Source organism: Paenarthrobacter sp. NPDC057355, from assembly GCF_042667405.1.
Classification (GTDB): domain Bacteria; phylum Actinomycetota; class Actinomycetes; order Actinomycetales; family Micrococcaceae; genus Arthrobacter.
Map to the genome: position 1 here is coordinate 80,000 of NZ_JBHVAL010000016.1, position 25,952 is coordinate 105,951.

The window sequence follows — 25,952 nt, forward strand, 5'->3', positions numbered from 1 at the left end:
CCGCGACACCGTTGTCACAGAAGGAACCTCCCATGAGCCAAACAATGCCGTCAGCGACGCCCGGCACTGCATCAACGACGGGTACTCCCAAGAAAGCAGCCCTCGCCAGCTTCCTTGGCAGCGCCGTTGAGTACTACGACTTTTTCATCTTTGGATCCGCCGCAGCGCTGATCTTCCCGCACGTCTTCTTCCCGGACGCCGACGCCAATGCGGCCATCATGTCCTTCGCGACCTTCGGCTTCGCCTATGTCGCCCGTCCCGTGGGGGCGATCATCCTGGGCCACTTCGGTGACAGGATCGGACGCCAAAAGGTCCTCATGTTCACCCTGGTGCTCATGGGTGCTGCCACGTTCGTGATCGGCTGCCTCCCCGACTTCAAGACCATCGGCTGGTGGGCTCCTGTCCTTCTGGTGCTCGCCCGTCTTTGCCAGGGCCTCTCGGCCGCAGGCGAGCAAGCCGGCGCTTCCTCGATGACGCTGGAACATGCCCCGGACAACCGCCGTTCCTTCTTCACCTCCTGGACCCTGACGGGCACCCAGGGCGGGCAGATCCTCGCCGCACTTGTCTTCATTCCAGTGGTGGCACTGCCGGACGAGATCAAGTACGGCATCGGCTGGCGTATCCCGTTCTGGCTCAGCGCCGTAGTAGTACTGGTGGCGTTCTTTATTCGCCGCACCCTGCACGAGCCGCCGGCATTCGCCGAAGCCAAGAAGAACAACGAAATCTCCAAGCTCCCCGTTGCCGACCTTCTGCGCCTGCACTGGCGCGACGTTCTCCGCGTAGTCTGCTGTGCGTTCATCGCCGCAGTGAGCACCGTATTTGGAACCTTGGCCATCAAGTACGCCCAGGACGTTGCCCACGTCAACAGCACCATCACCCTGTGGCTGGTAGTTGCGGCCAACGTGGTTGCTCTCGGAACCCAACCATTGTTCGGCATGCTGGCGGACAAGATCGGTCGGAAACCCGTCTTCATCTATGGAGCCGTCGCGAGCGCGATCATGACCCCGGTGTTCCTCCTGACCCTCGAGTCCGGCAATGTCCCGCTGATGTTCCTGGTCTCCATCGCGTTCTTCTCCTGCGGATACGCTGCCGCCAACGCCGTCTGGCCTTCCTTCTACGGTGAAATGTTCAGCACCAAGGTCCGCTTCTCCGGCCTCGCAATCGGCACGCAGCTGGGCTTCCTGATGGCAGGCTTCGCACCGGCCATCGTCACCGCAATGGGCGGAACCAAGGCTGGAGGCTGGGTGCAGATCTCCATCTTCAGCGGAGTGATCTGCATCATCGCGGCTATCTCCGCCCTGACCGCCCGCGAATCAGCCAAGGTCCCCACCGCAGAACTCGGCCTGCACAAGTAAGCCCGGGCCTCACCAACAGGCGCGCTCCTTCCCGGTTCCTGGGAGCGCACACCTTCTTGGGAAATGCACACCTTCCCGGCAGTGCACACTGGTGACGACAAACGGAAAGCCCGGCATGTTCCCCGACATGCCGGGCTTTTCCGTGCCCACGCCAACGCATCAACCAAGGCAACCGGGCAGGAGCCGCCTAACGGGGATCCAGCACAACGGACTGGAAGCTCCCCTGGCCCGTCCCCGTGTACAGGAAGAGCAAACCGTTCCCGGCAACGCCCACCACGGACGGATTACCCGTGCCGGTGAAAGCATTGCCCAGAGCCGCAAATGAGCTGAGGGTGTTCCATCCGCTTCCCAAGGCCACCCGCGCCAGGAAGCCGCCACTGCCGTTGCCCGGGTAGAGCCACAGCGTCCCGTCAGTTCCCCGGGCCATGATGTCCTCCCGGCCGTCGCCGTTGAAGTCCCCGCCCTGGACAACGGAATCAAAGATGTCCCACCCGGTACCGATCTGCCTCCAGGGAAGGAAACCGCCCACGCCGTTCCCGGGATAGAGCCACAGGCTGCCATTGGTTGTCCGTGCCACCAGGTCGGCTTTCCCGTCACCGTTGAAGTCACCAGGAGCCAGCAATTCATTGAACCCCTGCCAGCCCACACCGATCTGCTTTCGCGGCAGGAACTGTCCGTGGCCGTCAGTCGGATACATCCACAGCACCCCGTCCGCTGTCCTGGCGACAAGATCCGGGTGACCATCGCCGTCGAAATCTCCGGCGCTGAGGACGGTATTGAAGGCGTTCCAGCCCGTTCCGACCAGAACGCGCGGGCGGAAGCCGCCCGAACCATTCCCCGGATAAAGCCACAACGCGCCATCGGTGCCACGGGCCAGAATGTCCGCGACAGCATCGCCGTCGAAATCCCCTGCTTCCCAGACCTGGCTGAACTGGTTCCAGCCAGCGCCAATAGTCAAGCGGTCGGCAAAGCCCGCGCCGCTGCCCGGGTAGAGGCGCATGGTTCCGGTGGACGTCACCGTCAGGACGTCCGACTTCTTGTCGCCCGTAAAGTCCTGTCCGCTGACAATGTCGCCCACCGTGTTCCAACCACTTCCGAGTGCGACGCGGGGCACGAAGCCGCCCCAACCGTTGCCGGGGTACTGGTAGAGGGTGCCGTCGCTTGTCCGCGCAAGGAGCCCGAAGGAGCCGTCGGACGTGATGCTGGTGAAGCCGTTCCAGCCCGAGCCGATCTGCGACCAGGCTCGGAAGCCGCCCTGGCCATCGCCTGGGTACAGCCAGAGGCTGCCATCGGATTTGGTAGCCATGACGTCGACGCGGGCATCGCCGTCGAAATCGCCCACGCCGATGATGTTTGTGAAGCCCTGCCAACCGGACCCGATTTGCCGTTTGGCCAGGAAACCGCCGTTACCGTTGCCTGGGTACAGCCACAGGTCACCGTCACTGGTGCGGGCCAGGATGTCACTTCGTCCATCTCCATCGAAATCCGAAAAGCCGGTGATCGCGTTGAAAATGTTCCATCCGGAGCCGACCTGGCGCGGGTTGTCCAGCCTGTTGCCCGGCAAACCGGCATACAGCATCAAGGAGCCGTCGGACTCACGGGACAGGACGTCGGCGAGCCCGTCGGCGTCGAAGTCGCCTGCTGAAAAGCGGAGCTTGGCTGTGAGCCGCGCATCGGCAGTAATGGTGACGGTAGCCGACGTCGACGACACCGCATTAATGGTCACCTGCGTTCCGGTGTAGGTGGTGAAGGTGCTGCCTGCCTGCCACGCGTGGTTGCTGGCGTACCAAGGCTCCGGGAACGGCTTGGTCGACGGCATCAGGATCAAGGAGGAAGCGATGGTGGCGCCGCCGCGCTGGGCGATCTTGACTCCCATGTTGCCCGGTTTTCCGGCGGTGCCCAGATAGTTGTCGGCGGTGCCCAGATAGTTGTCGGCGGTGCCCAGATAGTTGTCGTAGCCCGCCGGTTCCCTGAGCTCCAGGTAATAGACCTCTTTGCTGACGGGATCGGTGAACTTGACCGCGCGCTGCGCTTCCGTGCCGCCCCACGGCTTGAGTGTGTAGCTCTTGGAGCCTGTCGCGACTCCCACGTCACGGATCTCATCGCCCCGGCCAAACCCTGCGTAGTCCCAAAACGTGGAACTGACAGCCGGCAACGAATACTGGGCAGCCCCCATGATGTCGGTGGTATCGCCGTACTCGCGGATATAGCAGGAGGGATCGGTGAATTGGCCGTTGCTGTTGACCCCGACGTCGGACACCCCACTGCCGCACTGGAGGGCATCTGCGTGCATCAGACCGATGACGTGCCCGAACTCGTGGCTCATCACGTTGTTGGTGAAGTTGCTGATCTGGGGCAGAAGCACGCGGCCGCTGTAGCTGCCGCTGCTGTACCCTGCGCCAAGCGCGTTGCCTGACAACGTGGACGTCGGAATGAAGACAACCAACGCCGAGTAAGGGCTGGCTGTCCAGTTCAGCTCGCTCGTGATGGTGGAGATGATGGTGCTGTAACTGTCTGTGGAGCGGGCTTTCGACTGGTGACCGGCAACTTGACTGGTCACCGTCATGGACAGCTTGTTGGCCGTCATGGCTTTCCAGTAATTGCTGGTGGACACTACAGCCTTACCGGCGTCCGCCATGGAAACCGGGTTGGTGTTGTCCGCCAGTTTCGCGGTGACCAGCCGGACGCTGATATTGCCGCTCGGACCAGCTGCCGCAGCCCCGTCACGGAGCAGGGAATCGACGTCGGACTGCCCCTTTGTGGGTTGCTTGACCTCCGGTAGGGGCGTCTCGAAGACATGCTCAGAGTGTGGGGTGCCCTCGACGAATTGGACGTTCGGATTATCGGGCCCCGGAAGGGGTACGGCTGTCGCCGGGGCTTGGACAAAAAACAGGCCGGCGGCGAATACCACCAAGCCTGTGGACAGCGCTATGGATCGCTGCAATACACCCATTGGATCTCCTGGGAGGACGGAGCCTGTGGTCGCTGTGGCCTCAACAACCGAGATCAGGCTACAGCCGCGGGGGCGCTGGCCTGCGGAAACACGCGACACCGTGCCCGCGAAGAAATCCAAGCATCCCGGAATGCTAACCGGACCCTAACCACACCGAAATACCGTGGCAACAATGCCCGGCCACACTGGAATAGCCGGCAAGTGCCGGCACCAGCTCCAGCCAGGAGGACACCATGCTGAAGGAAGTCACCACTCACACCACACGAATACGCGCGATCAGCCAGCTCCACCGCGGAGACGAAATCGAGGCCCGCCTGTCGGTCGGCCCCGCCTATGACGACGTGGTGATACGTCGCGGACGCGTCCAGGAAACAGCCCCGGGGATCGGCGTCGTCTGGATCATGGATTACGCCTCCGGGATGAGAAAAGCCATCAATACCGACGAATGCACTGTGTGGCGCGTCGCCTGAAGCAGGATTTCCTGACACACGGCTGGACACCCGCTGCCCCTCAGCCGCCGGCTACGGACTGGACTATCAAAACTTCCTGGCCGGCCGCGACTTCCGTATCAAGACCATTCAATCGCCGGACCTCGTCGCCGTTCACGTAAATATTCACGAAGCGGCGGAGCGCTCCGGTTTCATCACGCAAACGCCTGGCCAGCACCGGATAATCTCCGGTCACCGAGTCCAACAACTGTCCAACGGTCACAGCACCGTCGGCGGACGCAGTCAGATAGGACTGTCCGCCGACGAGCGGCTGCAGGACGCCAGGCAAAAGGACCGTAAAGTCAGCCACAACGGGCCTAACCAGGTACCGGGGCGCTGGCCGCCGGCTCTGCGGACGCGCTTCCGTCCACGCTGCCAACCACGACGGCGGCGCGCACGCAGAGCACATCCGGCAAGTGTGAGGCCACTTCAGTGAAGGTTTCGCCTTCGTCCGCGCTGGCGTACACGGAACCGCCGCGGGTTCCGAAGAACACCCCCACGGGCTCAGCAGTATCCACGGATGCCGCATCCCGGAGAACGGCGTTGTATTCGTGATCCGGGAGACCGGTGTGCAGTTCCTTCCACGTGTTGCCGGCGTCATCGGTCCTGTGGACGCTCAGTTTGCTGCCGGGCGGGATGCGTTCACCGTCAGCTTTCAAGGGAATGACCCAGGCCGTCCCTTCCCGGCGTGGGTGGGTCAGCATAACGAAGCCGAAATCGGCAGGCAGTCCTTCCGCGATCGAGCCCCAATTTTCACCGTTATCGTCCGTCCGGTACACGCCGTGGTGGTTCTGGGCGTATAGCCGGCCCTCGACGGCAGCATCGGCGGCAATCTTGTGGACGCACTGACCAAACTCCGGGTTGGGATCGGGCATGAAGTAGGCAGAAATACCCTTGTTACGTGGCTCCCAGGAGGCACCGCCGTCGAGCGATCTGTAAACGCCACCTGTGCTCATGGCGATGTGGACCTTCTCACCGGATGGGTCAACCACGATCGAGTGTGCCGCCGCGCCGCCGTAACCGGCACCCCACTCGGAGCGGTGGGGGTGGTCCCACAAGCCGCGGTTCAGCTCGAAGTGTTCACCGCCGTCGACTGATTTCCACACTGAAATCGGTTCGCACCCCGCCCAGACCACGCCCGGGCGGGAGTCGGCGTCGGGGTAGATCTGCCAGACGCGTTCGAGCGCTGCGTCGGTGCCATCCGGGAATTTGATGGCACCTTGCTCGGGCTCGGTCCAGGTGGCGCCGAGGTCGTCTGAATGTGCCACAGTAGGCCCCCAGTGCTCTGAGCGCACCCCCACCATGATCCTTGTTTTGCCGTCCCGCGTATCTATCCCGATGCTCGGTATCTCGCTCATCAGGAAGTGCGGGCCGGAGAGGGACCAATCTTTTCGGTCAGGGCTGGTTGCCAGCCACAGGCCTTTCTTGGTCCCAATCGCCAGGACATAACTTTCTGCGGTAGCCATGAAACCCATCGAACCATCGCCGCGTGGGCAGGGCAATGGGTTTCGTGGCTTATGTGGAAAGCCGACGCAGCAGTAGTCATCAACAGTGAATCTAGAACGTCAACTCGACCGAGATCCTGTCCGCGTGGGCCCGTAGTTCCTTTAAGAGCGCCGCGCGGGTCGGGTTTCCCGCTTGCTCACCGGCACCAAAGCGCGACGTCGGACCGCTGACGGTAAGCGCGCAGAGAACCCGCCCTTTTGGACGATTCACCGCGACGGCGAGCGCCGCCACTCCCATTTCCACCTCATTCATGCTCCGTCCGAAGCCCTCTTCCCGGGCACGGTGGACCTGCTCCAGGAACCGGTCCATGGTGCTTTCCCCCGCGGGCGTCAGAGGCTCGCCCAAGCCGTCCGGATAGAGACGGGCGAGTTCAGCATCCTCCCGAAGCGACAGCAGCAACTTTCCGGAGGCTGTCGCGTGCGCGGGCATGATCGTCCCGACGCGGCTTGTCACGCGCATGATATTGCGGGACTCGACGCCGGCAACGAAACGGATCGAGGCCTTTTGCAAGATGGCCAACTGCACGGTTTCGCCGGACAGGTCTCGAAGACTCTCCATGTGGGGCTGCGCTTTTTCGATGCAGTGCTCGATGGCAGCGGCGTCGTTCGCCCCCAGCATCGCCGGCCCGAGCCTGTACTTCCTGCCAGTGGTGGATCGCTGTACATAACCGGCCTCAGCCAAGGTGGCGACTAACCTGTGGGCCGTAGACATGGCGCAGCCCAACTCGTTCGCCACATCAGTGATGCCCAACTCAGGCTTTCTCTGCAGCGCGTCCAGAATCCGGAGGGCCTGCTGGACAGACTGCAAGGTGTCACTCATCTGCAAATCCTTATATTCCGCATAAAGGAATGATACCCAAGACTATTCCTTCATGCGGGCTTGCTCCCTTACATTTATCACCATCAGCCCTCCCCCGGAGCGGCAGTCCCATGAAGATCAGGAGTGGTTGTGGCACGGATAGGCGTGATTGGCAGCGGCGGAATAGCAACCAGCATCGCCTCCTACGTACTGCAAACAAAAGGCCACAGCCTGGCCTTTGTTCAGGGACGCACCGTGGGCACGGGCATTGCCACCACCACCATGGCCACCCGAGAAGACCTTCGCGAAACCGACCTGGTGGTCGAAGCCGCCCACCCTGAAGTGATCAGGAAACATGGCGCCCGGATCCTGACGACGTCGGACCTGATGGTCCTTTCGTGCGGTGCATTGGTGGACGACGCCGTCCGCGTCGCCTTGGAGGAAACCGCCAAGAAATACGGGACCCGCTTGATCCTGCCACATGGCGCATTGGTGGGCGTTGAAAGCCACGTTTCCCAACTGTGGGAAACAGCAACCATCGAGTTCGTAAAGTCCCCCTCCAGCCTGGATCCGGCCCCCGAGCACGTAGACAGGCGGACTGTCCTCTACGACGGACCGGTGCGGGGAATTGCGGCGCTGTACCCGAGGAACGTCAACGCCATGGTGACCTACGCACTGGCAACCGTCGGCCTGGACAACTGCAGGGCCCGGCTCGTCAGCGATCCCAACGCCACGCTCGGGCGTCTGGAAACTGCGGCCACCGGAGCAGATGGTTCACGTCTCCACGTCATCAAAGAGCAGCCAATGAACGGTGTCTCAGGTACGGAGATGGCGGGTTCCGTGCTCGGCAGCCTGCAGAAAGCCATGGAATCGCAGCCCGGGCTGGTCTTCGGATAACCACAACCCCTATGCGCCGCGGCAAAGACGCCAAGGTGCGTGACCAAACAAACGAGGTGAACTGTGAAGGAAATGACGTCAAACGAGGCAGCCCCAGCACCAGGTACGGCACCCCGTCCGTCGCTGATCAAGCTGGCTACGGCGTCGTGCGCAGGAACGGCGATCGAATACTACGACTTCCTGGCCTACGCCATCGCGGCATCCACGGTCTTCAACGTGGTCTTCTTTCCGGCGACCGATCCGATCATCGGCACTCTGTTGTCCTTGGCGACATTTGCCACGGGTTTCGTTGCCCGGCCGCTGGGTGGGATCGTGATCGGCCATTTCGGCGACCGTTTGGGCCGAAAGCGCATGCTGCTCCTGACCCTTATCTTCATGGGCGCTTGTACTGTCCTCATCGGGGCACTCCCTACCTACGCCCAAATCGGCGTGTGGGCTCCTATCGGCTTGGTGCTCCTGCGCCTGATACAAGGGTTCGCGGCCGGCGGCGAATTTGCCGGCGCGGCGTTGATTGCCATCGAGCACGCTCCTGCCCATAAGCGCGGATTCTATGGCAGCTGGACCATCCTTGGCGTGTCGATTGGCGCCCTCCTTGCCACCGGAGCCTTCGCGCTCCTTGGTGGAATGCCGAAGGAGGATTTCATCTCATGGGGGTGGCGCCTACCGTTCCTCGCCAGTATCGTGATTGGCGCCGTCGGCCTTCTGGTCAGGTTCGGAATCGACGAGACGCCTGCCTTCCTTGATGCCAAGCGTGGGTCCGCAGCAACAAAACTTCCGGTCCTGCAGGTCATCCGCAATCAGCCCAAAACCATCCTGCTGTCCACCGGGGCACTGATCGGGTACTCCACGTTCGTCTACATCGTCTTCACCTTCCTCCTCAGCTACGGCACCCAGGAGCTGGCCTTGCCGCGGACGTTGCTTCTCAACGCCTCAATGCTTGGACTGCTGTTGCAGGTGGTCACCGTCCCTGCGTGGGCGGCTCTCTCCGATCGGATCGGCCGTAAGCCCGTCATGCTTTTGGGCGGGGCGTTCCTGTTCCTCTTTGCCTTCGCCCTGTTCCCGTTGGTCCGCACGCAAGAGCCCGGGGTTATCTTGGCCGCCGTCGTGGTGGCCTACAGCGGGTCGGCTGCCATCCATGCCCCCATGGGGGCCTTCTTTGCAGAGCTCTTCGGCACCGGAGTCCGCTACAGCGGCATCTCCCTGGGCTACCAGTTGGGCAACGTCCTGGGCGGCGGCCTGGCTCCAGTGATTGCCACCGCGCTCTTTGCCTCCAGTGGACGAAGCACGGATCCCGTGGCGGTCTACCTTGCCGCGACTGCAGCGATCAGCATCCTTTGTCTTGTGGCTCTCCCCAACACAGGCCGGAAGGAAAAGCTGACATCCGCAGAATGACGGGGCAGGGGCGTTGCCTGTTCTGAAGCAGTGGGGAACACGTTGCGTGCCGTCAGGTGGCGGGTTCCGGGTCCAGGGGGCTTTCCGCGATGAACGCCCGGTTCCGGCCCGCCGCTTTGGCTTGGTACAGGGCTCCGTCCGCGGTGTAAATCAGCTGTGCGAGCGTCGGTCCGGCAATGGGGGTGGACGAAATCCCGTAGCTGACGGTGGGGAATTCAAGTCCGTCAGGGGCCGGGGCAGCAGCCAGCCTTCGGCTGATTTCGGTGGAGATGGCCTCGGCACTGACCTCGTCGGCGCCGGGGAGCAGGATGACAAATTCCTCCCCGCCGTACCTGGCCACCAGGTCGGTCTTGCGCAGCGTTCCCTTGCACGCCACCGCAAACGCCCGGATGGCAGCATCCCCCGCGGCATGGCCGTGGGTATCGTTCACGGATTTGAAATGGTCAAGATCGGCCAGGATGACTGCGGCCGACAACCCTGCCCTTTGCAGCCCGGCGAGCTCCCGGTCGGCCAACTCCATGAACGCTTGGCGGTTGAGCAAACCAGTCATGCCGTCGCGCATTGCCCGCTCGTTAAGCACCGAGATGAGCTGATGGTTGTTAAGCGCCGTCATGCTGAACGAAACCAGGACCAACAACATGATCAGCAGCAAGCACGTCACAGCTGGGGCGAAGAAGGTGCGCAGGATTTCGCTGTCCGGTCCTTCCGCGGCGTACACCACGATCCGGCAGCCGAAGTACGCAACGAGGACAACTGCGACGATCAGCAGGGGTTTGTGGGCTTGCGAGGCCTGGGACTTCAACAGGGCAAGCTCACGGGCGGCGAGCGCCATCCCGACCCCCATGAGGCTGAAGTAAACCAGCACACCCAGCCACGCGCCGTCGGGGTTTTCCTCGGAAAATCCGGCGAAGGCGGTCACCCCGGGGGCCGCGAAGAGTAGCCACAATGGTGTGTCCAAACTCCTGAGTGACCGGAAGCCCGCCCACACCCCGAACGCTCCCGCCACCAACAATGCGTTGCCGAAGGGGACGGCCGTCCTGCTCCATTCGGTTTCCTTCAACAAGTACGCCCCAATGCCGCCCAGCCAGCATCCGAGGGCCGCCGACCAATAGGCACTGTAAAGGGAGCGGGTCCTCCGGTACGACCCCAGAAAAAGCACCCACAATGTCAACGTGACCACGGCCAACGCCAATTTCAAGCTCAATAAATCCAACATGGATCCCCCCATTCATCGGCCAGCCTAAAGGCCAAGTGGAGAAATGGGCGAAACACGACGCGGCGGAATGTGATGGCGATTACAAACGCATTGGCAGGGCGGCCCAATTTCAGCCCTGACGGAACGCCCCCTCGTCAGCGACCTTGTTCGAGGACTGAACCACAGACGGTGGCCGTCAACCGGGTTGACGACCACCGCTCCCATCTAGGGGATGTTGTGCCAGAACAGGCGGGCACCATCAACGATTAGTCGAATGATGTTGACCATCAAGTTCCAAGCGCCCCATGGTTCCTCGCGTTTCCGTTTGGATTCCATGCCGACACCTCCTCCCGAAGGAAAACGGCACGGCACGCGCGTGGTAGTGGGCATAACAACATTGCGCCCCACGCGCGTAGGGCCATAGACTCAAAGTGCGAACAGTGAGGATATGACCCTCTTAACCGCACAAATGAGCGCACTGCTCAGAACAAAGACCCGATTGCCGTCGGGTCTTTCGTTCATTAACAGCGCAGCAGGCGTTTGCCTGATAACTCAGCCTACCTACGGGCATGCCTCTTCGGTTGAATCAGACGCGCGGCACCCAGGCTAGTCCTTAGGTGGCGTCCGTACGGCTTGCCGCGTTGAGCAGATCCAGGTAAGCGCCCTCGACGAGCGCGGTTTCCTCAACTCCGAATGCTGCGAGGAGCCGGTGCGCTTCAAACTCAGCGGCGTGGAGCGCCATTTTGTCTCCAACCGGCACCTCCAACTCCAGGAACTCACCCAATCCATCGACACAGTCGAGATGAACCCTGGTCTCGCCGATACGAAAAACCGTGCGGCTTTTTCTGACGCGCCCCAGTTCTCCGTAGGCATCCGCAAGGATTGACCGGAGTCCGTCCGGGTCGGTGGTTTCTGAGTGCACGTAGAACGAGGGTTTGGGGCCGGCTTCATCTTCCCTGCGGTAAAAGATCAGCACACCGTGTGTCACGTCGAGAACCCGAAGCTTGAGCCGACCGTTCGGGCAAGGAAAGAACGTGTCGTCCTGGGCTACATGCTCGGGCCCCGAGTCTGCAAGAGACGCCACGAGCGGCAACAACTTTTGGAGGCTTTCCACTCTCGCCTTGATTTCCATGTTCGTCGGCATGATTCTGCTAGGCCATGTAATCCTCGTCGGATACGTGCTCGAGCCAGGTCACGACGTCGCCGTTCCGGTCCGCTTCCTGCATCGCGACGTGCGCCATGAACCGATCCGGGGTGGCACCGTGCCAGTGTTCCTCTCCGGGTTCGATGTAGACGACGTCGCCGGGGCGGATCTCCTGTATCCCGCCGTCCCGCGTAGCCACCAGCCCTATTCCGTCGGTGACATACAGCGTTTGGCCCTTGGGGTGATGGTGCCAGGCAGTCCGGGCACCGGGGGCGAAACGGACGTGGGCACTACCGACAGCCGATTGCCCATCCGGCGTCCTGATGCTGTCGATCTGCACGGTCCCTGTGAACCATTCTTCGGGTCCAGCTGCTGTCCGGCCTCCGCTGGGTGTGTATCTCATGTCTTGCTCCTCAAAGGTTCAACGGACATTGGCTTTTTCTACGACGTTCTCCGTGGCTCCCCACGATGCCAGTAGTTTCAAGGCTTCCTCACTGGCGCTTCCGGGAACGGCCGGGTAGACGGTGACGTGAAGACCGGTGTCCTCGTCGAGTTCAAGTTGTTGATAGGTCAGTTCCAGGGGACCGACCACGGGGTGGTGGAAATTCTTCATCCCGGATCGGTGGCGCCTGACATTGTGCGCGGCCCATAGAGTACGGAACTCCTCACTGCGCATGGACAACTCGCCGACCAGTTCGGCAATGGCTTTGTCATGCGGGAAACGGCCCGCATGGCGGCGCAGGATCTCCACATTGGTGTTTGCTGCCCGGTTCCAATCCGGGTAGAAGTCCCTCCCCCGGGGGTCCAGGAAGATGAACCGGGAATGGTTGGCCGGCCCTGCAGTGCTCCGGAAGAGGTCGAAGTACATGGCATACCCCAGCGCGTTCGCGGCAACCACATCCATACGGTGGTTCGAAATGAGAGCCGGCGCGCCCGTGATGGAGTCCAAAAAGTACTGCAGCGCAGGGTCGATCGTGTGAACGGCCTTCTTCACCTTGGTCCGGGCACCCCTGTTGGCTGTCCGCGCGAGATCGTAGAGGTGCTCGGTCTCCGCACGGTCCAGCTGCAACGCCCCGGCAATGGCGTCCAGCACGCTGTCCGACACACCGGAGAGGTTTCCCCGCTCCAGGCGGATGTAGTAATCAACACTCACGCCGGCGAGGCGTGCCACCTCATCGCGGCGCAGGCCCGTGACCCGACGGCGAATACCGAAAGCTTCAATGCCCGCCTGTTCGGGGGTAATGCGTGCGCGGCGGGACATCAGGAACTCCCGCACTTCCGACCGATTGTCCATGCCCACCACGTTACGACCCCGCCAGCCTGGGGTGAGAGGTTCTGTTGGAACCTGTATAAACCGGGCCTCCCACCTGTCCCCGAGGCCATGGTCCGATGGATCCCAGTTGTTCACCTGAGAGGCCAATCCATGTCAGCAGATACACCCACCGTCGCGCACAGCGCGCACAAGGAAGGCACCGACGTCGTCAGCCGTTGGGGAGGCGTGTTCGCCATGTCCTTCGGGGCTTTCGCCGTTGTGGCGTCGGAGTTCATGCCCGTCAGCCTCCTGACTCCCATGGCCCGGGATCTTCAGGTCTCCGAGGGGCTGGTGGGACAAGGCATTGCAATATCGGGCCTGTTCGCCGTTCTCACGAGTCTTTCGATTTCCACGGTGACCGGAAAAATGAACCGGCGCACGCTGCTGATCGGGCTAGCGGCCCTGATGGGCGCCTCAGGAGCCCTGATAGCGCTGGCGCCAGGTTACTTGCCTTTCATGGTGGGCCGGGCGGCCATTGGCGTGGTCATCGGCGGATTCTGGTCCATGTCCGCGGCCACGGCGATCCGGCTGGTGTCCCCGTCCCGGGTCCCCCGTGCGCTGGCGATCGTCAATGGCGGCAACGCCTTGGCCACCGTGCTGGCAGCGCCCTTGGGCAGTTACCTGGGTTCCTTCATCGGTTGGCGGGGAGCGTTTCTCTGCCTTGTGCCCGTCTCCGCAGTATGCGTGGTGTGGCTTTGGATGTCCTTGCCGTCCTTGGAAGCGCCTACCAGCCATACCAAAGCGCGCGACATTCTCACGATCTTCACCGCTTTCAAGGACCGGACTGTCGCTTGGGGCATGGCCGCCTGCGGGACCTTCTTCATGGGCCAGTTCATCCTCTTCACGTATGTGCGGCCTTTCCTGGAAACCGTGACGCATGTGGAAGTGACACTGGTGTCGCTGGTTTTGTTGGTCATGGGTGTGTCCGGATTCGCAGGGACACTCCTCATCGGCCGCTTCCTGGGATCCAACCTGCACCGGACGCTCATGGTCATACCCGCCGTCATGGCCCTCATCGCGGTTGCCCTCGTGCCCTTCGGTGCGGTGTTCGCCGTCGTCGTTGTTCTTCTGGCCCTTTGGGGCCTGTTGGGAACGTCCGCTCCGGTGGGCTGGTGGAGCTGGGTAGCCCAAGCGATGCCCCACAACGCCGAACAGGGCGGCGGCCTCATGGTGGCCGTGGTGCAGACGTGCATTGCCCTGGGATCCACTCTTGGCGGCGTCCTGTTCGACACCCTCGGCTTTGAAAGCACGTTCTTTGCCAGTGCCCTGGTTCTTGTGGTGGCCGCGTTGCTTGCCTTTAGGCTGAACCTGGCACCAACTCCCAACCGAGGATGACGGAGACAACCATGACAGAAGCAAGCACCGCAGCCCGCGCGGAACAATTGAAGGCCCTTCATGAGGCGCCCGAGATCCTGAGTGTCGTCAATGTTTGGGACGCCGTCAGTGCACACGCCGTGGCGGCACTCCCCCAGACAAAGGCCATCGCCACCGCTGGACACTCCATCGCCGCGGCCCTCGGCTACAAAGACGGAACCATGCCTTTGGACGTGGCACTGGACGGCGTGGAGAGGATCGTCAAGGCTGTGGACCTCCCGGTCACGGCAGATCTCGACGACGGATATGAAGACCCGGCCGAAACCATCCGGCGCGCTATTGGCATCGGAGTCGTGGGCGCCAATGTCGAGGACCGCCTGCGGCCGTTCGACGAAGCAGTTGCCCGCGTGAAGGCAATCATTGGCGCCGCGAACGCCGAGGGCATTGCTTTCCAACTGAACGCCCGCACTGACGCGATCGTCCGCGGCGGTGACAGGCCGGTCAAGGAAAGCATCGAGGACGCCATCGCGAGGGGCCGCGCCTTCCTCGACGCCGGTGCCGCTCTGGTTTTTGTGCCGGGCGCACTGAACCGTGAGACCATCGAGCCCCTCGTTGAGGGCCTCGGCCACGGCAAACTCTCCGTGATCGGCGCTCCGGGAGCCTTACCGGCGGCAGAACTCCAGGAACTCGGCGTAGCCCGTGTGTCCTACGGCCCGTTCACCCAGCGGGTGGCCCTTCGCGCTCTCCAGGACCTGGCCTCCGACCTGTACGGTTCCGGCGTTATCCCGACCGACACCCCAGCGCTGAACTAGGGCAAAGCAGTCCCGGCCCGCTCGCTGCGGGCGGGCCGGGACTGTCTTCCAACCAGCTCTTTCAGTGCTGCCGGGATGATCCTAAAATTATCGTGCTGATGGCTGCAGAACCTGTCGGAAGGGGCGTGATTGCCATGGCCAAAGGTCCATTCCGGCACGAAAAACCGGATCACCACAGTGAAAGCAAAGAACACAGGACCCGCTTCGGCGAGTGGCTGAGGCGCGAAGACTCCGGCGTGGAGGGAACCGGGAGCAGCATTTTCATACGGCGCCATGATGATCACCAGCCGCCCGAACGGACGTGCATTCAAGGTCATGAGGTCGCGCCCGGGGAAACGCACTGCTCCCATGGACATCCGGTGGGCTGACAGTCCAACCGGACCCGTCAGGAAGTGGACCGCGTATCAAACGCAGCCGCCGATTCCCGCAGGAGGCGGGCCACCGTGTCCAGGGGAAGGCTCGTTGGCCGCCGTCGGTCGAACCGACGTAAGGCGATGTGCCTTGTGCCAAGCCCAGGGACATCCAGGATGTCCACCTGATCCTGGACCACCCCCGTCAAGGCCAGCGTGGGCACGATTGCGACGCCCTCTCCGGCCGCTACCAGCGCCAGGGCCGTGAGGGTGTCATGGTACTGATGAATCGTCTCGATATGGGCCCCAGTCGAATGGCGAAGGCGCCCGAGCACGGCAACGTTGGCTGCGGAAGGTTCAACCCCCAACCACGGAAGTGGCAAGCGGCTCAGGTCGAGGTTGTCGGTGGTGAGGAGCGAACCCCCAGGCACTACCAGCTTCCACGGTTCGTCCAGCAGGGGTTCTTCCACCATTCCGGCCGCAAGCGGGCGTTGCTCCGACGTGGTCGAATCGTGTTCGACCACCACGGCGTCCAGCTGGCGCTGGCGGAAAAGCCGCATCAACGCAGGGAAGCTGTCCTCAACCAGCTGGATCTGGAGCTGGGGGTACTGGATGCGCCATTCAGGAAGACGCGGAATTACTACCGTCCGCATGAAGCTGGTGAATCCGCCCACCCGCACCACACCGGCAACCTCGGCCTGTCCCTGCATCCGGGATCGCGCAACGTTCAGTGCCCGCTCTATCTCTTCGCCCGCCTCCGCCATCGCCAATCCGGCCGGTGTCAGCACGGAACCTTTTGGAGTTCGGAGAAGCAACGCCTGGCCTGCCTCGCTCTCCAATTTGGTGAGCTGCTGGGACACTGCCGACGGCGTAATCCGCAGCTCATCGGCAGCCGCAAGGACCCCTCCGGTGCGGGCAACAGCAAGGAGGACAAGCAGCCGACGAGGGTCCATCTCTATGTTCAGAGATTCTAAATACGGTCTTCAGAATAATGCAATTGAACTAAACGTAGACATCCCTCAGAATTTAGTTCATAGCCGCACTTCACTCTGAAGATGCGGTCCCTGCACTCAGCAGGAATACCCCTGAAGATATACGTCATCCGGCCCTAGGTGCCGGCTGCCCGGACATGAGAGGACGCCTGATGGAGCTGCTCTGGGAAATTACCGGTTGGGCCGGTGCTGCAGCGATGCTTTGCGCCTACATGACGGTGTCCATGGGCTGGATCAAGCCGGGCACTACGTTCCAGGCCGCGAACCTTTTCGGCTCCTGCGCGTTCATCATCAACGGCACACTCCACGGGGCCTGGCCCTCGGTGGCCACCAACGTCGCGTGGTTCCTGATCTCGGCTGTTGCCCTGCTGCGCATGCGCAACAAGCAACCCGATGCCGTGGTTGAAGCAGAACCGATCGTCGTCCCGGCCTACGTCACTACGGACACGGGCACCGTGCCTGTCATTCCCCGCCCCGCACCGGTGGCGAACTGCGCGTAACCGGCTGCTCGAAGGGCGCCCGAACACACTAGGTAACCTCCCGTCGTCGTCGTAAGAACCAGCGCATAGGCTGGGCCATAAGCGCCGCCGACAGAGAAGGAAGCCATGCCCGCCCCAGACAGCCCGCTCCGCAAGCTCGGATTCCTTACCATCGGGCTGTTTGACCCGGCGGATCCTGCGGCGGGCCACCGGTCAACCTTGGAGATCATCGAACTGGGCGAGCGCCTGGGATTCGACAGTGCCTGGTTGCGGCACCGCCACCTGCAGTTCGGCATCTCGTCGCCCGTTGCGGTGATGGCAGCGGCCAGCCAACGGACGTCCCGGATTGAACTGGGCACGGCAGTGACGCCTCTGGGCTGGGAAAACCCCCTGCGCCTTGCCGAAGACCTGGCAACGGTGGACCTGCTCAGCGGGGGCCGGGTCAATCCGGGTGTCAGCGTGGGCGAGCCGATGCACTACGACACCGTGAAACACGAGCTGTACCCGGAGTCTTCAGATGCTGAGGACTTCAGCTACGCCCGCGTGGACCGGTTCGCCCGGCTGGTCGCGGGGGAGAAGGTGCGGGAGTTTTCGGGCAAACAGGGCGTGGTGGAGGAGTTTTCGAACCGTGTGGAACCGCACTCTCCCGGCTTGCGGGAACGGCTATGGTACGGAGCGGCGAGCCTGAAGTCGGCAACATGGGCCGGGGAAAACGGCTTCAACCTGCTCTCCAGCAGCGTCGTGTTCCCCGGACCGGATGAGGAACCTGATTTCGCCGCCGTCCAGCAACGCCAAATCCGTGCGTTCCGGGACGCCGCGGCAACTGCCGGCCACAGCCCGGCGAGGGTTTCCCAGGGCCTGGTGGTGATCCCCACGGATTCCGCGTCAAGCGCGCAGCGGGAAAAGTACCAGCGCTACGTCCATGAGCGCACACCCCGCACCAGCTCACCCCAAGGACCAAAGCGCATGATGTTTGCGCAGGACCTCATTGGCAGCAGCGAAGAGATCGCCGAACAACTGTACGCACACCTGGGCTTCCAAGAGGTGGACGAGGTGGCGTTCGCCTTGCCGTTCAGTTTCGAGCACGAGGATTACGTCCAGATCCTCACGGACATCGCAGAAAAGTTGGGGCCGGCACTGGGCTGGGCACCCGTGAAGTAAGGACTAGTCAGTCCACGAACTCCGACTGGGTCTGTATGAAGTCCCAATCGTCCGAGGTCAGTACGCCGCTGACTTTGTCAGGATGGGGTCCACCGGCCTCGGCGATATGCTGCAGGACCTGCAGTGGCAGTTCTTCCACCCGTAGGTTCTCGCGAAGCCATTCCTTGCTGTCCAGGTGCAGATCAAGCCACCACATGTAGATTTCCACCGTGGGACCACCTTCCGTCGGATCCGTCGAATTAACGGTAGGCCGGGGCCGGGGCGTCTTCAAGGGCCCACCGATAAGCCTTGTAAGCAGCCGGATGTAGGGCCAATCTAGTCCTAAGGGCACTCCGGCATGCTGTTTCCGGCCGCCGGGCCGCCCGTCGCACAAGGGACCCGCGATGGACTGTGACATCGAGCTGGAAATCGATACCGGCTCTGCACGCGGCGAATATACGGTGCACGTGGTGCGCGCGCCGGCGGGCGGACACGCGTCCGGCAACTTCACCCTGGACGTGGACGGGATCATTGACCGACTTCCCCAGCTCGAAGCGACAGTCCTGGCTTCCGCCGTCGCCGCCCGCCGAACGCTTCCGGTAGCGGAGGTGGCCGTCCGCGAAGTCGGCCAGGAACTGTTCCAGGCTCTCTTCACCCGCGAGGTTTACGGCACGTACCGGGCCAGCCTGGGCGCTGCCCAGCACGCGGGCCAGCAGCTCAGGGTTGTCCTCCGGCTGGCTGCCCCCGAGTTGGCGACCATGCCATGGGAAACCCTGTTCGACCCTGAAACCGAGACCTATCTTTGCCAAACCGAGCCCTTGCTGCGGCATGTCCCCGCCCCGGATTACAACCTCAATCCCTTGGACGTGGCCCCGCCATTGCGCATCCTCGGCATCGTGGCCTCACCCCGGGATCTGCCGGCCTTGGACGTCGAAGCCGAGAAGGATCATCTGAGCAGGGCCCTCGAGGGACCGGCGTCCGAGGGCCGTGTTGAACTGGTGTGGACCAGGAGCGGCACCTGGGATGACGTGCAGTCCATGCTCCTCGCGGGCCCTTGGCACGTGGTCCACTTTGTTGGCCACGGCGACTATGACTCCCGGACGGACGAGGGGCGCATAGCCCTGGTGGGACAGGACGGCCGTGCTGCCATGGTCCGCGCCGTGCGTTTGATGGCGTTGCTCAGTGTCGCTGCCCCGCGCCCGCGGCTGGTGGTGCTGAACTCGTGCTCCTCGGGCGAGATGGGCCAGACCGACCTCTTCTCCGGTACCGCCTCGGCCCTTGTCCGCAGCGGAATCGGCGCCGTCGCCGCGATGCAGTTCGCCATCAGCGACTCCGCCGCAATCGCGTTCTCCCACGGCTTCTACGCCGCAATAGCCAACGGCCGGACGGTTGACGAGGCCGCCCGCATAGGCCGGATCTCGGTGATGGCCAGCCCCGACGGGACACTCGAATGGGTCACCCCGGCCCTCTACGTCCGGGGCGGATCCACGCAACTCTTCACCTTGAAGGGCGCACCGCGCGTACCGGCTTCTGTTGAAAGCACGACGGCGGCCGCGACCTTGGGCGGCCAGGCTGCGGTACCGGCCGCTGCAAGTACACAAACGAATACAGACCAAGCCATGAAGCGCGCCCAGTTGAGGGCGTTGTACGTGCAGGCAACCGCGGAACTGCGGGCGCGGCGATTCGATCAAGCCGTCGAACTCTTTGAGGACCTCCTCACGTTGGAACCCGGCTACCGGGACGCAGCCAATCAACGCGACACCGCGCGCCAACGGATGGAACTGGCCCGAATCTATCGCGAGGCCCGCCAAGCGGAAGAATCCGGGGACTGGCTGGCGGCAGCGGACGGGTTCGCCCTGGTCCTGGACGACCCCGAGTATCCCGATGCCTCGGCGCGGAAACATGACTGCGAAAGGAAGCAGCGTCTCTCCGATCTGGAAGGTAAACTGCGGTATCACTCATCGCAGGGCTCGTGGCAGGCAGTCCTCGACGTCTCCCGTGAGCTGGCTTCAGTGGACCCGGCGTCGGCGGATCCCGGTGGCCTCGCAACTGCAGCCCGGGCCGAAATCGAGAAAGCCAAGCCAAAGGAACCCGCCGCACCGGCAAACTCCGGAACTGACAGCACCGAAGTCCGGGGTTCCTACACCGCTGTCTATCAACCACCGCCACCACCCCGGACTCCCCCTGCGGGCACAAGCCCAACGTCCAACCCGAGCCCCACGCCACCGCGCGCCGCGCCACTGGCCGGAGTCCCGGCGTCGAACGTTGGCGGTTCCGGTCCCGCCGTCACCCAACCGCGACCGGCCGCCTCGAAGGCGCCGCCGCTCAATCCCGTTCCCCTCGCGTGGGGCGGAGTCGCACTGGCGGTGGCGGGAGGCCTGGGAGTGGGGTTTGCCGTCTACTTCCTGTGGCTGGATGACAACTACTGGTACGAGAGCGGCGGCGATGCCTCGCTCCGGATCGTCTACGGCCTGGTCGCGCCCTTGGGGTACCTGCTGCTGGCCGTCGCAGGCCTTCCTGATCGCAGCGTCATGGGCCGGCTGGTGATGGCCGGATTGATCGTGTCCGGTGCGGTCTTTGGGTTGTCAGGCCTGAATTACGCCGTGGAACTGACAAGCGTCGTGTTCAGTTTCGTGCACGCGGGCTTCGGTTTGTGGGCGGGGGTCCTCGCGCTGCGTGCCGGGGAATCCAGGCTGATGGGATGGCTCCTGCTGTGGCCCACCGTGTCAGTGCCGCTGGTCTGGGTCCAGGACAAGGGAGTGTTCCTTGAGTCCTGGTACCGGACCCACGCGTACTTTGCCTTGATACAGCTTCTGGTGTTGTGTGCGGCCGGCGTGGGGTTCGTGTTGGCCGCCCGCCGCCTGCGTGCAGGTTCAGCAGAAAGGACCGGGAGATGAGCAGGCTGGTTGAATTCAGCACCGACGACGGCGGCACGGTAGTTGTGGAGGTGGCCAGCGGCGCCGGGAGCCTGGTGACCAGGGGTGGCGACCACGCAGCCGATCACTCCGGGGTTTTCGCGAGGGCCCAGCAAACCTTCGAGCGGGCTCTGGCGCACGTCCGGCCGGCGGTGCAGGGCGTGATCGACGAACTCCTGAGCCTGGAAAACCGTCCGGATGAGCTCAGTGTGGAGTTCGGGATCGACCTTCATGCGGAGGCGGGGGCCTTCATAGCCTCGGCCAGCACTGCCTCCAACTTCAAGGTCCGGCTGACGTGGAACAAGCCCGCCCCAACTGAGTAACAGCACATGTCCCAATGAGGCTTGGGTGGAGCGTTATCTGTTACTCAGTTGGGTAGCAAACGGCCTGTTCAACAGCCCCCCGCGGCGCAACAATAAGGGTATGGCCGAAGAGGATTTCAGCGGCCCCATCCCACTGGTGGTGGGCGTCCTTCCGGACCAGCACGTGGAAGTGCTGCAGACCGCCCGGACCCTCGCCGAGCGACTCGGTGTTCCGCTGGTCTGCGCCTACGTGGACGAAGCCAGCTACCTGGTGGAGTGGGATCCGGCCCGTGAAACCCACCGGATGTCGCTCCATCCGGAGAAAGATGACGCCGAGCTGGATGCCGTCCGAGGAGACCTTGGCAAGGTGATCGCGGAAGCAATGGACGGCGGCAGCGCCGATTGGACCCTGCGGCTGCTCGCCGGCGACCCCGCCCGGGCCTTGGGCCGACTGGCCTCGGACATCAACGCCTCCATGATCATTGTGGGCTCACCGGAACCTGGCCTGGGACACCGCATTTCCGAGGCCCTCAACGGTTCCGTGGCTGCCTGGCTCAGTCATCACCAGCGTCGCCCGGTCCTGATCGTGCCCCAGAAAAAGCGCCACGAAGCGGCCAGGAAAAACTAAAGCGAAAGTACTTATTCAAGGTGGTGGCAATGGGCTCCCATGCCACGTAGAGTGATGAGTGCAGGAAGCGAAAGCGCCTGTCCAAAGACCGCTCCGGAGTGCGTATCCCCCAATAACGCACTCCGGAGCTCTTTGTTTAAGCGCGGCTCCGAACCGTGCCGCCACCACCTTCTTTGACGCAGGAAACGGCCCCGACACGCCTTGCTGCAGGCGTGTCGAGGCCGTTCTGGATTTCAATGTGGGTCGTGACGGTACAAGCTCACGACGACGGCACCCGGCGTGGGTGCCGGAAGGTCACCTGACGAAGGTGTACAGCAGGGCCGCCATTCCGAAGCCAACAATGGACAACACCGTCTCCAGCACGGTCCACGTCTTCAGGGTGTCCTTGACGGACATGTTGAAGTACTTGGAGATGATCCAGAAACCGCCGTCGTTGACGTGGCTGGCAATGATCGAGCCCGAGGAGATGGCCACCACGATCAGTGCCAACTGCGGCTGGGTGTAGCCCGAGGCCAGGCTCGGCGCGAGGATGCCGCCCGTGGTCACGATCGCCACAGTGGCCGAACCCTGGGCGATACGCATGCCTGCACTGATCACGAAGGCGGACAGGATGATAGGCAGGCCGGCTTGGGACAGTGAGTCAGCAACGGCCTTGCCAACACCGGTGGCGGAGAGGACAGCACCGAAGAACGCACCGGCACCAACCACCAGCAGGATCATGCCCACCGGCCGCAGCGACGAGCCCGTGATTTCGCTGAGCTCCGCAGAGGTCATGCCGCGGCGGATGCCCAGCAGCCACATGGCCAGCAGTACGGCCACGGTTAGCGCGATGGCCGGGTTGCCGAAGAACTGGAGGACGTCACGGAAAGCACCGGGAGGGGCGAAGATGTTGCCGAACGTGCCACCCAGGATGAGGATCATTGGCAGGCCGATGGCAAGCAGGACAATGCCGATGGACGGCTCGTGGCCCTTCGCTTCCTCGGCTTCGGGAACAATCCGGTCTTCCGGAACGGAGACCATCACGCGCTTGCCAATCCAGGTGCCCCACAAGATACCGGACGCGAACCAGGCAGGGATACCGCAGATGAGGCCCATGAGGATGATCCAGCCGAGGTCCACGTGGAACAGGCCTGCAGCGGCGACGGGTCCGGGGTGCGGTGGAAGGAAGGCGTGGGTCACGGACAAACCGGCCAGCAGCGGCAGGGCATAAAGCGCCAGCGACTTGCCGCCACGGATCGCAGCGACGTAGACCAACGGCGCCAGTACGAAGATGCCGATGTCGAAGAACACCGGGATACCCAGCACGAAGCCGGTGATGCCCATCGCAAGCGGCGTGCCCTTCTCGCCGAAGATCTTCACCAGCCTGCCAAGCAGGACTTCGGCACCACCGGACCGTTCCAGGATGGCACCCAGAACGGTACCAAGGCCGATGATCACGGTGATGTGGCCAAGGATGCCGGCGAAGCCCTTCTCAATGAGGGCGTCGCTGCTCTTCGTGGCCGACCCCACCAGGGCCTCCACCGAGATGCCACCAACCAGTGCCACGATCACACCGGTTCCCACCAGGGCGATGAACGGTTCGAGCTTGACCTTGATGATCAGGAACAGCAGCAACGCGATGCCCGCGCCTGCCAGGAGGAGCAGGCCGGCGGTGTCGTGCCGCAGCCATTCAAGAAATTCATTCATGGGCGTTTCTTTCTGGGTGAGTCCTACTTGAGGGTGCTGGTGAAGGCTGCGGCGCGGGCCGCGATGTCTGCCCAATCGCCGGCGGCGACTGCCGCGGGCGGGACGACGCTGGTGCCGCAGCAGACTGCGGCAGCACCGGCGTCGAGGTAGCTCTTGGCGTTTGAGGCGTCGATGCCCCCGGAAGGAAGCAGCCGGATGCCCGGGTAGGGCCCCTGCAGATCCTTCAGGTACGCCGGTCCGAGCTGTCGGGCGGGGAAGATCTTGACGACGTCCGAGCCAAGGTCCAGCGCTTGAGCCACTTCCGTGGGCGTCATCGCGCCGAGGCTGAACGGGATGCCGGCCGCGGCAGCAACTGCCGCGACTTCGGGCCGGAGTCCGGGTGTCACCAGGAACTGGGCACCGGCGTCGATGGCTGCGCGGGCTTGGTCCGCGGTCATCACCGTGCCGATTCCGACGGCGGCACCATGGTCCGTTGCGGTCTCCGCCGCGCGCTGGACATGCTTGAGAGCATCGGGCGTGGTGAACGTCAGCTCCACGCTGCGGATGCCGCCCTCGGCCAACGCCCGGCACAGGTCCGCGGCGTCGGTGATGGAGGGAGCCCGGACCACTGCAAGCGTGCGGTCGGTTTCGAGCTGCTGGACGAATTCCTGGGGGGTCATTGTTGTCCTTCTCTGGTGAGGCCATCGCTGTGGCGGCGGAGGGCACGGCCGGCGCGCGCTCCGGTGGGTTGGCCGCCGTCGATCGCTGCCGTGCCGTTGACGAACACGTACTGGATGCCGCTGGCGGCCTGGCGGGGATTCTGGAACGTGGCGGTATCGCGGACGGTTTCCGGATTGAAAAGTACGACGTCGGCGGCGAACCCCTCGCGGACCAGTCCCCTGTTGTGGAGCTTGAGTCGGGCGGCAGGCCTGCCACTGAGGTGGTGGACCATTTCTTCGAGGCTGAGGAGCCCGAGGTCGCGTGAGTAGTGGCCGAGGTAGCGCGGGAACGTGCCCCAGGCGCGGGGGTGCGGCTTGGCCCCCACCAGCAATCCATCGCTGCCGCCGGTGTGCGTGCGGTGCTTCATGATGGCCTGGACGTTTTCCTCGTGGCCTACGTGCTGGAGGATGCCGGTGCCGAGGCGGTCTTCGGTGAGGATGCCGGCAAACACCTCGAAGGGTTCCTGCCCGTTTTCCGCGGCAATCTCCTTGATGGTCCTGCCCACGTATCCCGTGAGCGCCGGGTTCTGCACGCCGCTGATTTCCAGGGTTTCCCATTCGGCCACTACGCCATGGCAGCCGTCGGAGCCGTAGATTTCCACGGCTTCCCTGATACGGGCGCGGGTTTCGGGGTCGGCCAGGCGGGCCAAGGTGGCTTCAGTTCCGCCGGACGACGCCCAACTGGGCAGGATCGCCGAGAGCGTGGTGGCGCCCGGGAGGTAGGGGTAGGTGTCCAGGGTGATGTCCACGCCCTGCTCCAGCGCTTCATCGATCAGGTCCAGCAGTTCCCCGGCGCGGCCCTTGTTTTCGGCGAAGTTCATGGTGGCGTGGGAGAGGTGAAGGGCGCAACCGGTGTCGCGGCTGAGTCCGATCATTTCGGCGTAGGCGCCCAGGGCGCCCTTGCCGTAGGAACGGTGGTGGGGTGCGTAGAAGCCGCCAAGTTCGCCAACAACGCGGCACAGTCCGGCGAGCTCCTCGGTCTGCGCGTACATTCCCGGCGTGTAGGTCAGCCCGGAGCTCATGCCCACGGCGCCTTCCTCCATGGCGGTCCGGACGACGTCCTGCATCTGCTGCTGTTGCTCCGGTGTCGGGTCACCCTCGGCGAAGCCCATCACCATCGCGCGGACGGTTCCCTGCGGCACGAGGTAGGCGGCGTTGGTGGCGATGCGACCGGCCTCATCCTCGGTGTCCAATCGGTCGAGGTACTCCCCCACGGTCCGCCAGTTCCAGTCAAAGCCGGCCGGGTTGTCGTTCCAACCCGCGATCTTCTCCCGGACGCCTGCCAGCGTCGCGTCGTCCACGGGGGCGTAGGAAAGCCCGTCCTGCCCGAGCAATTCCGTGGTGACGCCCTGGCTGAGCTTGGCGTAGTGGTCCTTGTTGACCAACAATTGCAGGTCCGAGTGGGCGTGCATGTCGATGAACCCCGGGCTCAGGACCAAGCCCGTGGCGTCGATGATGCGGTCCGCGTCCGCCGCGGTGAGGCTGCCGGCGTCGACGACGGCGGCAATCACCGCGCCGTCCAGCAGGACGTCCGCAGCACGGCGTCCTGCTCCGGTTCCGTCCACCAGGGTGGCGTTGCTGATGAGGGTCTTCATG

Annotated in this window: 25 protein-coding genes; 11 read left to right on the forward strand and 14 right to left on the reverse strand. The window is 63.4% G+C overall.

Annotation, left to right across the window (positions count from 1 at the left end):
* Positions 1-32: 32 nt before the first annotated feature.
* On the forward strand, positions 33-1,355 hold the full coding sequence (locus ACFUOZ_RS16440; protein ID WP_377550032.1) for an MFS transporter: 1,323 nt from the start codon (positions 33-35) through the stop codon (positions 1,353-1,355).
* Between the two features lie 187 nt (positions 1,356-1,542).
* Here ACFUOZ_RS16440 and ACFUOZ_RS16445 read toward each other — a convergent pair whose 3' ends face one another.
* Positions 1,543-4,308 carry an FG-GAP-like repeat-containing protein gene (locus tag ACFUOZ_RS16445; RefSeq protein ID WP_377550034.1) on the reverse strand — a complete coding sequence of 922 codons (2,766 nt, stop codon included), beginning with the start codon at positions 4,306-4,308 and terminating at the stop codon, positions 1,543-1,545.
* A 233-nt stretch (positions 4,309-4,541) separates the two neighbouring features.
* On the opposite strand from ACFUOZ_RS16445, the gene ACFUOZ_RS16450 reads away from it, so the two are divergent.
* Positions 4,542-4,778, forward strand: a complete 237-nt coding sequence (locus ACFUOZ_RS16450; protein ID WP_144660595.1) for a hypothetical protein — start codon at positions 4,542-4,544, stop codon at positions 4,776-4,778.
* A 40-nt stretch (positions 4,779-4,818) separates the two neighbouring features.
* Here ACFUOZ_RS16450 and ACFUOZ_RS16455 read toward each other — a convergent pair whose 3' ends face one another.
* From ACFUOZ_RS16455 to ACFUOZ_RS16465, 3 genes are all read right to left on the reverse strand, one after another.
* Entirely contained in the window at positions 4,819-5,106 is a 288-nt protein-coding gene (locus ACFUOZ_RS16455; RefSeq protein ID WP_144660593.1) for a MoaD/ThiS family protein, read from the reverse strand.
* A 7-nt stretch (positions 5,107-5,113) separates the two neighbouring features.
* The gene (locus ACFUOZ_RS16460; RefSeq protein ID WP_377550037.1) at positions 5,114-6,271 is read right to left on the reverse strand and encodes a WD40/YVTN/BNR-like repeat-containing protein; all 1,158 of its coding nucleotides are present in this window, start codon (positions 6,269-6,271) and stop codon (positions 5,114-5,116) included.
* A gap of 82 nt (positions 6,272-6,353) precedes the next feature.
* Complete coding sequence (locus tag ACFUOZ_RS16465; protein ID WP_377550039.1) at positions 6,354-7,121, reverse strand: IclR family transcriptional regulator; 768 nt, start codon at positions 7,119-7,121, stop codon at positions 6,354-6,356.
* Between the two features lie 129 nt (positions 7,122-7,250).
* Between ACFUOZ_RS16465 and ACFUOZ_RS16470 the strand changes: the two genes are divergently transcribed.
* Both ACFUOZ_RS16470 and ACFUOZ_RS16475 read left to right on the forward strand, forming a co-directional pair.
* Complete coding sequence (locus tag ACFUOZ_RS16470) at positions 7,251-7,997, forward strand: aspartate dehydrogenase domain-containing protein (RefSeq protein ID WP_377550041.1); 747 nt, start codon at positions 7,251-7,253, stop codon at positions 7,995-7,997.
* A 72-nt stretch (positions 7,998-8,069) separates the two neighbouring features.
* Positions 8,070-9,389 (forward strand): MFS transporter, encoded by a 1,320-nt coding sequence (locus tag ACFUOZ_RS16475; RefSeq protein WP_377550043.1) that lies wholly within the window; start codon positions 8,070-8,072, stop codon positions 9,387-9,389.
* Positions 9,390-9,441: 52 nt separating this feature from the next.
* Here the strand turns inward: ACFUOZ_RS16475 and ACFUOZ_RS16480 are convergent, their stop codons facing one another.
* The 4 genes from ACFUOZ_RS16480 to ACFUOZ_RS16495 all read right to left on the reverse strand — a co-directional run bounded on the left by ACFUOZ_RS16480 (position 9,442) and on the right by ACFUOZ_RS16495 (position 13,022).
* On the reverse strand, positions 9,442-10,593 hold the full coding sequence (locus tag ACFUOZ_RS16480; RefSeq protein ID WP_377550045.1) for a GGDEF domain-containing protein: 1,152 nt from the start codon (positions 10,591-10,593) through the stop codon (positions 9,442-9,444).
* 604 nt (positions 10,594-11,197) lie between these two features.
* A complete protein-coding gene (locus ACFUOZ_RS16485; RefSeq protein WP_377550047.1) occupies positions 11,198-11,728 on the reverse strand; it encodes a class IV adenylate cyclase in 531 nt (176 codons plus the stop codon).
* Positions 11,729-11,735: 7 nt separating this feature from the next.
* A complete protein-coding gene (locus ACFUOZ_RS16490) occupies positions 11,736-12,131 on the reverse strand; it encodes a cupin domain-containing protein (protein WP_377550049.1) in 396 nt (131 codons plus the stop codon).
* An 18-nt stretch (positions 12,132-12,149) separates the two neighbouring features.
* Positions 12,150-13,022, reverse strand: coding sequence for a helix-turn-helix transcriptional regulator (locus ACFUOZ_RS16495; RefSeq protein ID WP_377550051.1), 873 nt, complete (start codon positions 13,020-13,022; stop codon positions 12,150-12,152).
* A 129-nt stretch (positions 13,023-13,151) separates the two neighbouring features.
* On the opposite strand from ACFUOZ_RS16495, the gene ACFUOZ_RS16500 reads away from it, so the two are divergent.
* Together ACFUOZ_RS16500 and ACFUOZ_RS16505 are read left to right on the forward strand one after the other, a co-directional pair.
* Positions 13,152-14,375: an MFS transporter gene (locus ACFUOZ_RS16500; protein WP_377550053.1), complete on the forward strand. Its 1,224-nt coding sequence runs from the start codon at positions 13,152-13,154 to the stop codon at positions 14,373-14,375.
* Positions 14,376-14,386: 11 nt separating this feature from the next.
* Positions 14,387-15,166: an isocitrate lyase/phosphoenolpyruvate mutase family protein gene (locus ACFUOZ_RS16505; RefSeq protein WP_377550055.1), complete on the forward strand. Its 780-nt coding sequence runs from the start codon at positions 14,387-14,389 to the stop codon at positions 15,164-15,166.
* On the opposite strand, the gene ACFUOZ_RS16510 is transcribed toward ACFUOZ_RS16505, so the two are convergent.
* Both ACFUOZ_RS16510 and ACFUOZ_RS16515 read right to left on the reverse strand, forming a co-directional pair.
* Positions 15,163-15,483 (reverse strand): hypothetical protein, encoded by a 321-nt coding sequence (locus ACFUOZ_RS16510; protein ID WP_377550057.1) that lies wholly within the window; start codon positions 15,481-15,483, stop codon positions 15,163-15,165. The genes ACFUOZ_RS16505 and ACFUOZ_RS16510 overlap by 4 nt on opposite strands.
* A 68-nt stretch (positions 15,484-15,551) precedes the next feature.
* The gene (locus ACFUOZ_RS16515; protein WP_377550093.1) at positions 15,552-16,475 is read right to left on the reverse strand and encodes a LysR family transcriptional regulator; all 924 of its coding nucleotides are present in this window, start codon (positions 16,473-16,475) and stop codon (positions 15,552-15,554) included.
* A gap of 185 nt (positions 16,476-16,660) precedes the next feature.
* Here ACFUOZ_RS16515 and ACFUOZ_RS16520 point away from each other — a divergent pair, with 185 nt between their 5' ends.
* A complete protein-coding gene (locus ACFUOZ_RS16520; protein ID WP_377550095.1) occupies positions 16,661-17,008 on the forward strand; it encodes a hypothetical protein in 348 nt (115 codons plus the stop codon).
* A 105-nt stretch (positions 17,009-17,113) separates the two neighbouring features.
* On the forward strand, positions 17,114-18,148 hold the full coding sequence (locus ACFUOZ_RS16525; RefSeq protein WP_377550059.1) for an LLM class flavin-dependent oxidoreductase: 1,035 nt from the start codon (positions 17,114-17,116) through the stop codon (positions 18,146-18,148).
* Between the two features lie 7 nt (positions 18,149-18,155).
* Here ACFUOZ_RS16525 and ACFUOZ_RS16530 read toward each other — a convergent pair whose 3' ends face one another.
* Positions 18,156-18,356, reverse strand: a complete 201-nt coding sequence (locus ACFUOZ_RS16530) for a hypothetical protein (protein ID WP_377550097.1) — start codon at positions 18,354-18,356, stop codon at positions 18,156-18,158.
* 175 nt (positions 18,357-18,531) lie between these two features.
* On the opposite strand from ACFUOZ_RS16530, the gene ACFUOZ_RS16535 reads away from it, so the two are divergent.
* The 3 genes from ACFUOZ_RS16535 (at position 18,532) to ACFUOZ_RS16545 (ending at position 21,972) form a co-directional block, all read left to right on the forward strand.
* Positions 18,532-21,024: a CHAT domain-containing protein gene (locus tag ACFUOZ_RS16535; RefSeq protein WP_377550061.1), complete on the forward strand. Its 2,493-nt coding sequence runs from the start codon at positions 18,532-18,534 to the stop codon at positions 21,022-21,024.
* Positions 21,021-21,365: a CU044_2847 family protein gene (locus ACFUOZ_RS16540; RefSeq protein ID WP_377550063.1), complete on the forward strand. Its 345-nt coding sequence runs from the start codon at positions 21,021-21,023 to the stop codon at positions 21,363-21,365. Before ACFUOZ_RS16535 ends, ACFUOZ_RS16540 begins: the two co-directional genes overlap by 4 nt.
* A gap of 100 nt (positions 21,366-21,465) precedes the next feature.
* Positions 21,466-21,972: a universal stress protein gene (locus ACFUOZ_RS16545; RefSeq protein ID WP_377550065.1), complete on the forward strand. Its 507-nt coding sequence runs from the start codon at positions 21,466-21,468 to the stop codon at positions 21,970-21,972.
* Between the two features lie 294 nt (positions 21,973-22,266).
* Here the strand turns inward: ACFUOZ_RS16545 and ACFUOZ_RS16550 are convergent, their stop codons facing one another.
* Genes ACFUOZ_RS16550 through ACFUOZ_RS16560 form a run of 3 tightly spaced genes read right to left on the reverse strand, consistent with a single transcriptional unit; the run spans position 22,267 to position 25,951 of the window.
* The gene (locus tag ACFUOZ_RS16550) at positions 22,267-23,658 is read right to left on the reverse strand and encodes a GntP family permease (protein ID WP_377550067.1); all 1,392 of its coding nucleotides are present in this window, start codon (positions 23,656-23,658) and stop codon (positions 22,267-22,269) included.
* A gap of 23 nt (positions 23,659-23,681) precedes the next feature.
* Positions 23,682-24,317 carry a bifunctional 4-hydroxy-2-oxoglutarate aldolase/2-dehydro-3-deoxy-phosphogluconate aldolase gene (locus ACFUOZ_RS16555; protein ID WP_377550069.1) on the reverse strand — a complete coding sequence of 212 codons (636 nt, stop codon included), beginning with the start codon at positions 24,315-24,317 and terminating at the stop codon, positions 23,682-23,684.
* The gene (locus ACFUOZ_RS16560; protein ID WP_377550071.1) at positions 24,314-25,951 is read right to left on the reverse strand and encodes an amidohydrolase family protein; all 1,638 of its coding nucleotides are present in this window, start codon (positions 25,949-25,951) and stop codon (positions 24,314-24,316) included. The genes ACFUOZ_RS16555 and ACFUOZ_RS16560 overlap by 4 nt, the downstream gene beginning before the upstream one ends.
* Position 25,952 lies beyond the last annotated feature (1 nt).

Coding starts and splice junctions, on each gene's coding strand:
- ACFUOZ_RS16465 (WP_377550039.1), bottom strand. CDS start 7,121: ATGAGTGACACCTTGCAGTCTGTCCAGCAGGCCCTCCGGATTCTGGAC.
- ACFUOZ_RS16535 (WP_377550061.1), top strand. CDS start 18,532: ATGGACTGTGACATCGAGCTGGAAATCGATACCGGCTCTGCACGCGGC.
- ACFUOZ_RS16555 (WP_377550069.1), bottom strand. CDS start 24,317: ATGACCCCCCAGGAATTCGTCCAGCAGCTCGAAACCGACCGCACGCTT.
- ACFUOZ_RS16560 (WP_377550071.1), bottom strand. CDS start 25,951: ATGAAGACCCTCATCAGCAACGCCACCCTGGTGGACGGAACCGGAGCA.
- ACFUOZ_RS16520 (WP_377550095.1), top strand. CDS start 16,661: ATGGAGCTGCTCTGGGAAATTACCGGTTGGGCCGGTGCTGCAGCGATG.
- ACFUOZ_RS16495 (WP_377550051.1), bottom strand. CDS start 13,022: ATGGACAATCGGTCGGAAGTGCGGGAGTTCCTGATGTCCCGCCGCGCA.
- ACFUOZ_RS16510 (WP_377550057.1), bottom strand. CDS start 15,483: ATGACCTTGAATGCACGTCCGTTCGGGCGGCTGGTGATCATCATGGCG.
- ACFUOZ_RS16450 (WP_144660595.1), top strand. CDS start 4,542: ATGCTGAAGGAAGTCACCACTCACACCACACGAATACGCGCGATCAGC.
- ACFUOZ_RS16485 (WP_377550047.1), bottom strand. CDS start 11,728: ATGCCGACGAACATGGAAATCAAGGCGAGAGTGGAAAGCCTCCAAAAG.
- ACFUOZ_RS16475 (WP_377550043.1), top strand. CDS start 8,070: ATGACGTCAAACGAGGCAGCCCCAGCACCAGGTACGGCACCCCGTCCG.
- ACFUOZ_RS16440 (WP_377550032.1), top strand. CDS start 33: ATGAGCCAAACAATGCCGTCAGCGACGCCCGGCACTGCATCAACGACG.
- ACFUOZ_RS16545 (WP_377550065.1), top strand. CDS start 21,466: ATGGCCGAAGAGGATTTCAGCGGCCCCATCCCACTGGTGGTGGGCGTC.
- ACFUOZ_RS16525 (WP_377550059.1), top strand. CDS start 17,114: ATGCCCGCCCCAGACAGCCCGCTCCGCAAGCTCGGATTCCTTACCATC.
- ACFUOZ_RS16445 (WP_377550034.1), bottom strand. CDS start 4,308: ATGGGTGTATTGCAGCGATCCATAGCGCTGTCCACAGGCTTGGTGGTA.
- ACFUOZ_RS16505 (WP_377550055.1), top strand. CDS start 14,387: ATGACAGAAGCAAGCACCGCAGCCCGCGCGGAACAATTGAAGGCCCTT.
- ACFUOZ_RS16500 (WP_377550053.1), top strand. CDS start 13,152: ATGTCAGCAGATACACCCACCGTCGCGCACAGCGCGCACAAGGAAGGC.
- ACFUOZ_RS16460 (WP_377550037.1), bottom strand. CDS start 6,271: ATGGGTTTCATGGCTACCGCAGAAAGTTATGTCCTGGCGATTGGGACC.
- ACFUOZ_RS16490 (WP_377550049.1), bottom strand. CDS start 12,131: ATGAGATACACACCCAGCGGAGGCCGGACAGCAGCTGGACCCGAAGAA.
- ACFUOZ_RS16540 (WP_377550063.1), top strand. CDS start 21,021: ATGAGCAGGCTGGTTGAATTCAGCACCGACGACGGCGGCACGGTAGTT.
- ACFUOZ_RS16550 (WP_377550067.1), bottom strand. CDS start 23,658: ATGAATGAATTTCTTGAATGGCTGCGGCACGACACCGCCGGCCTGCTC.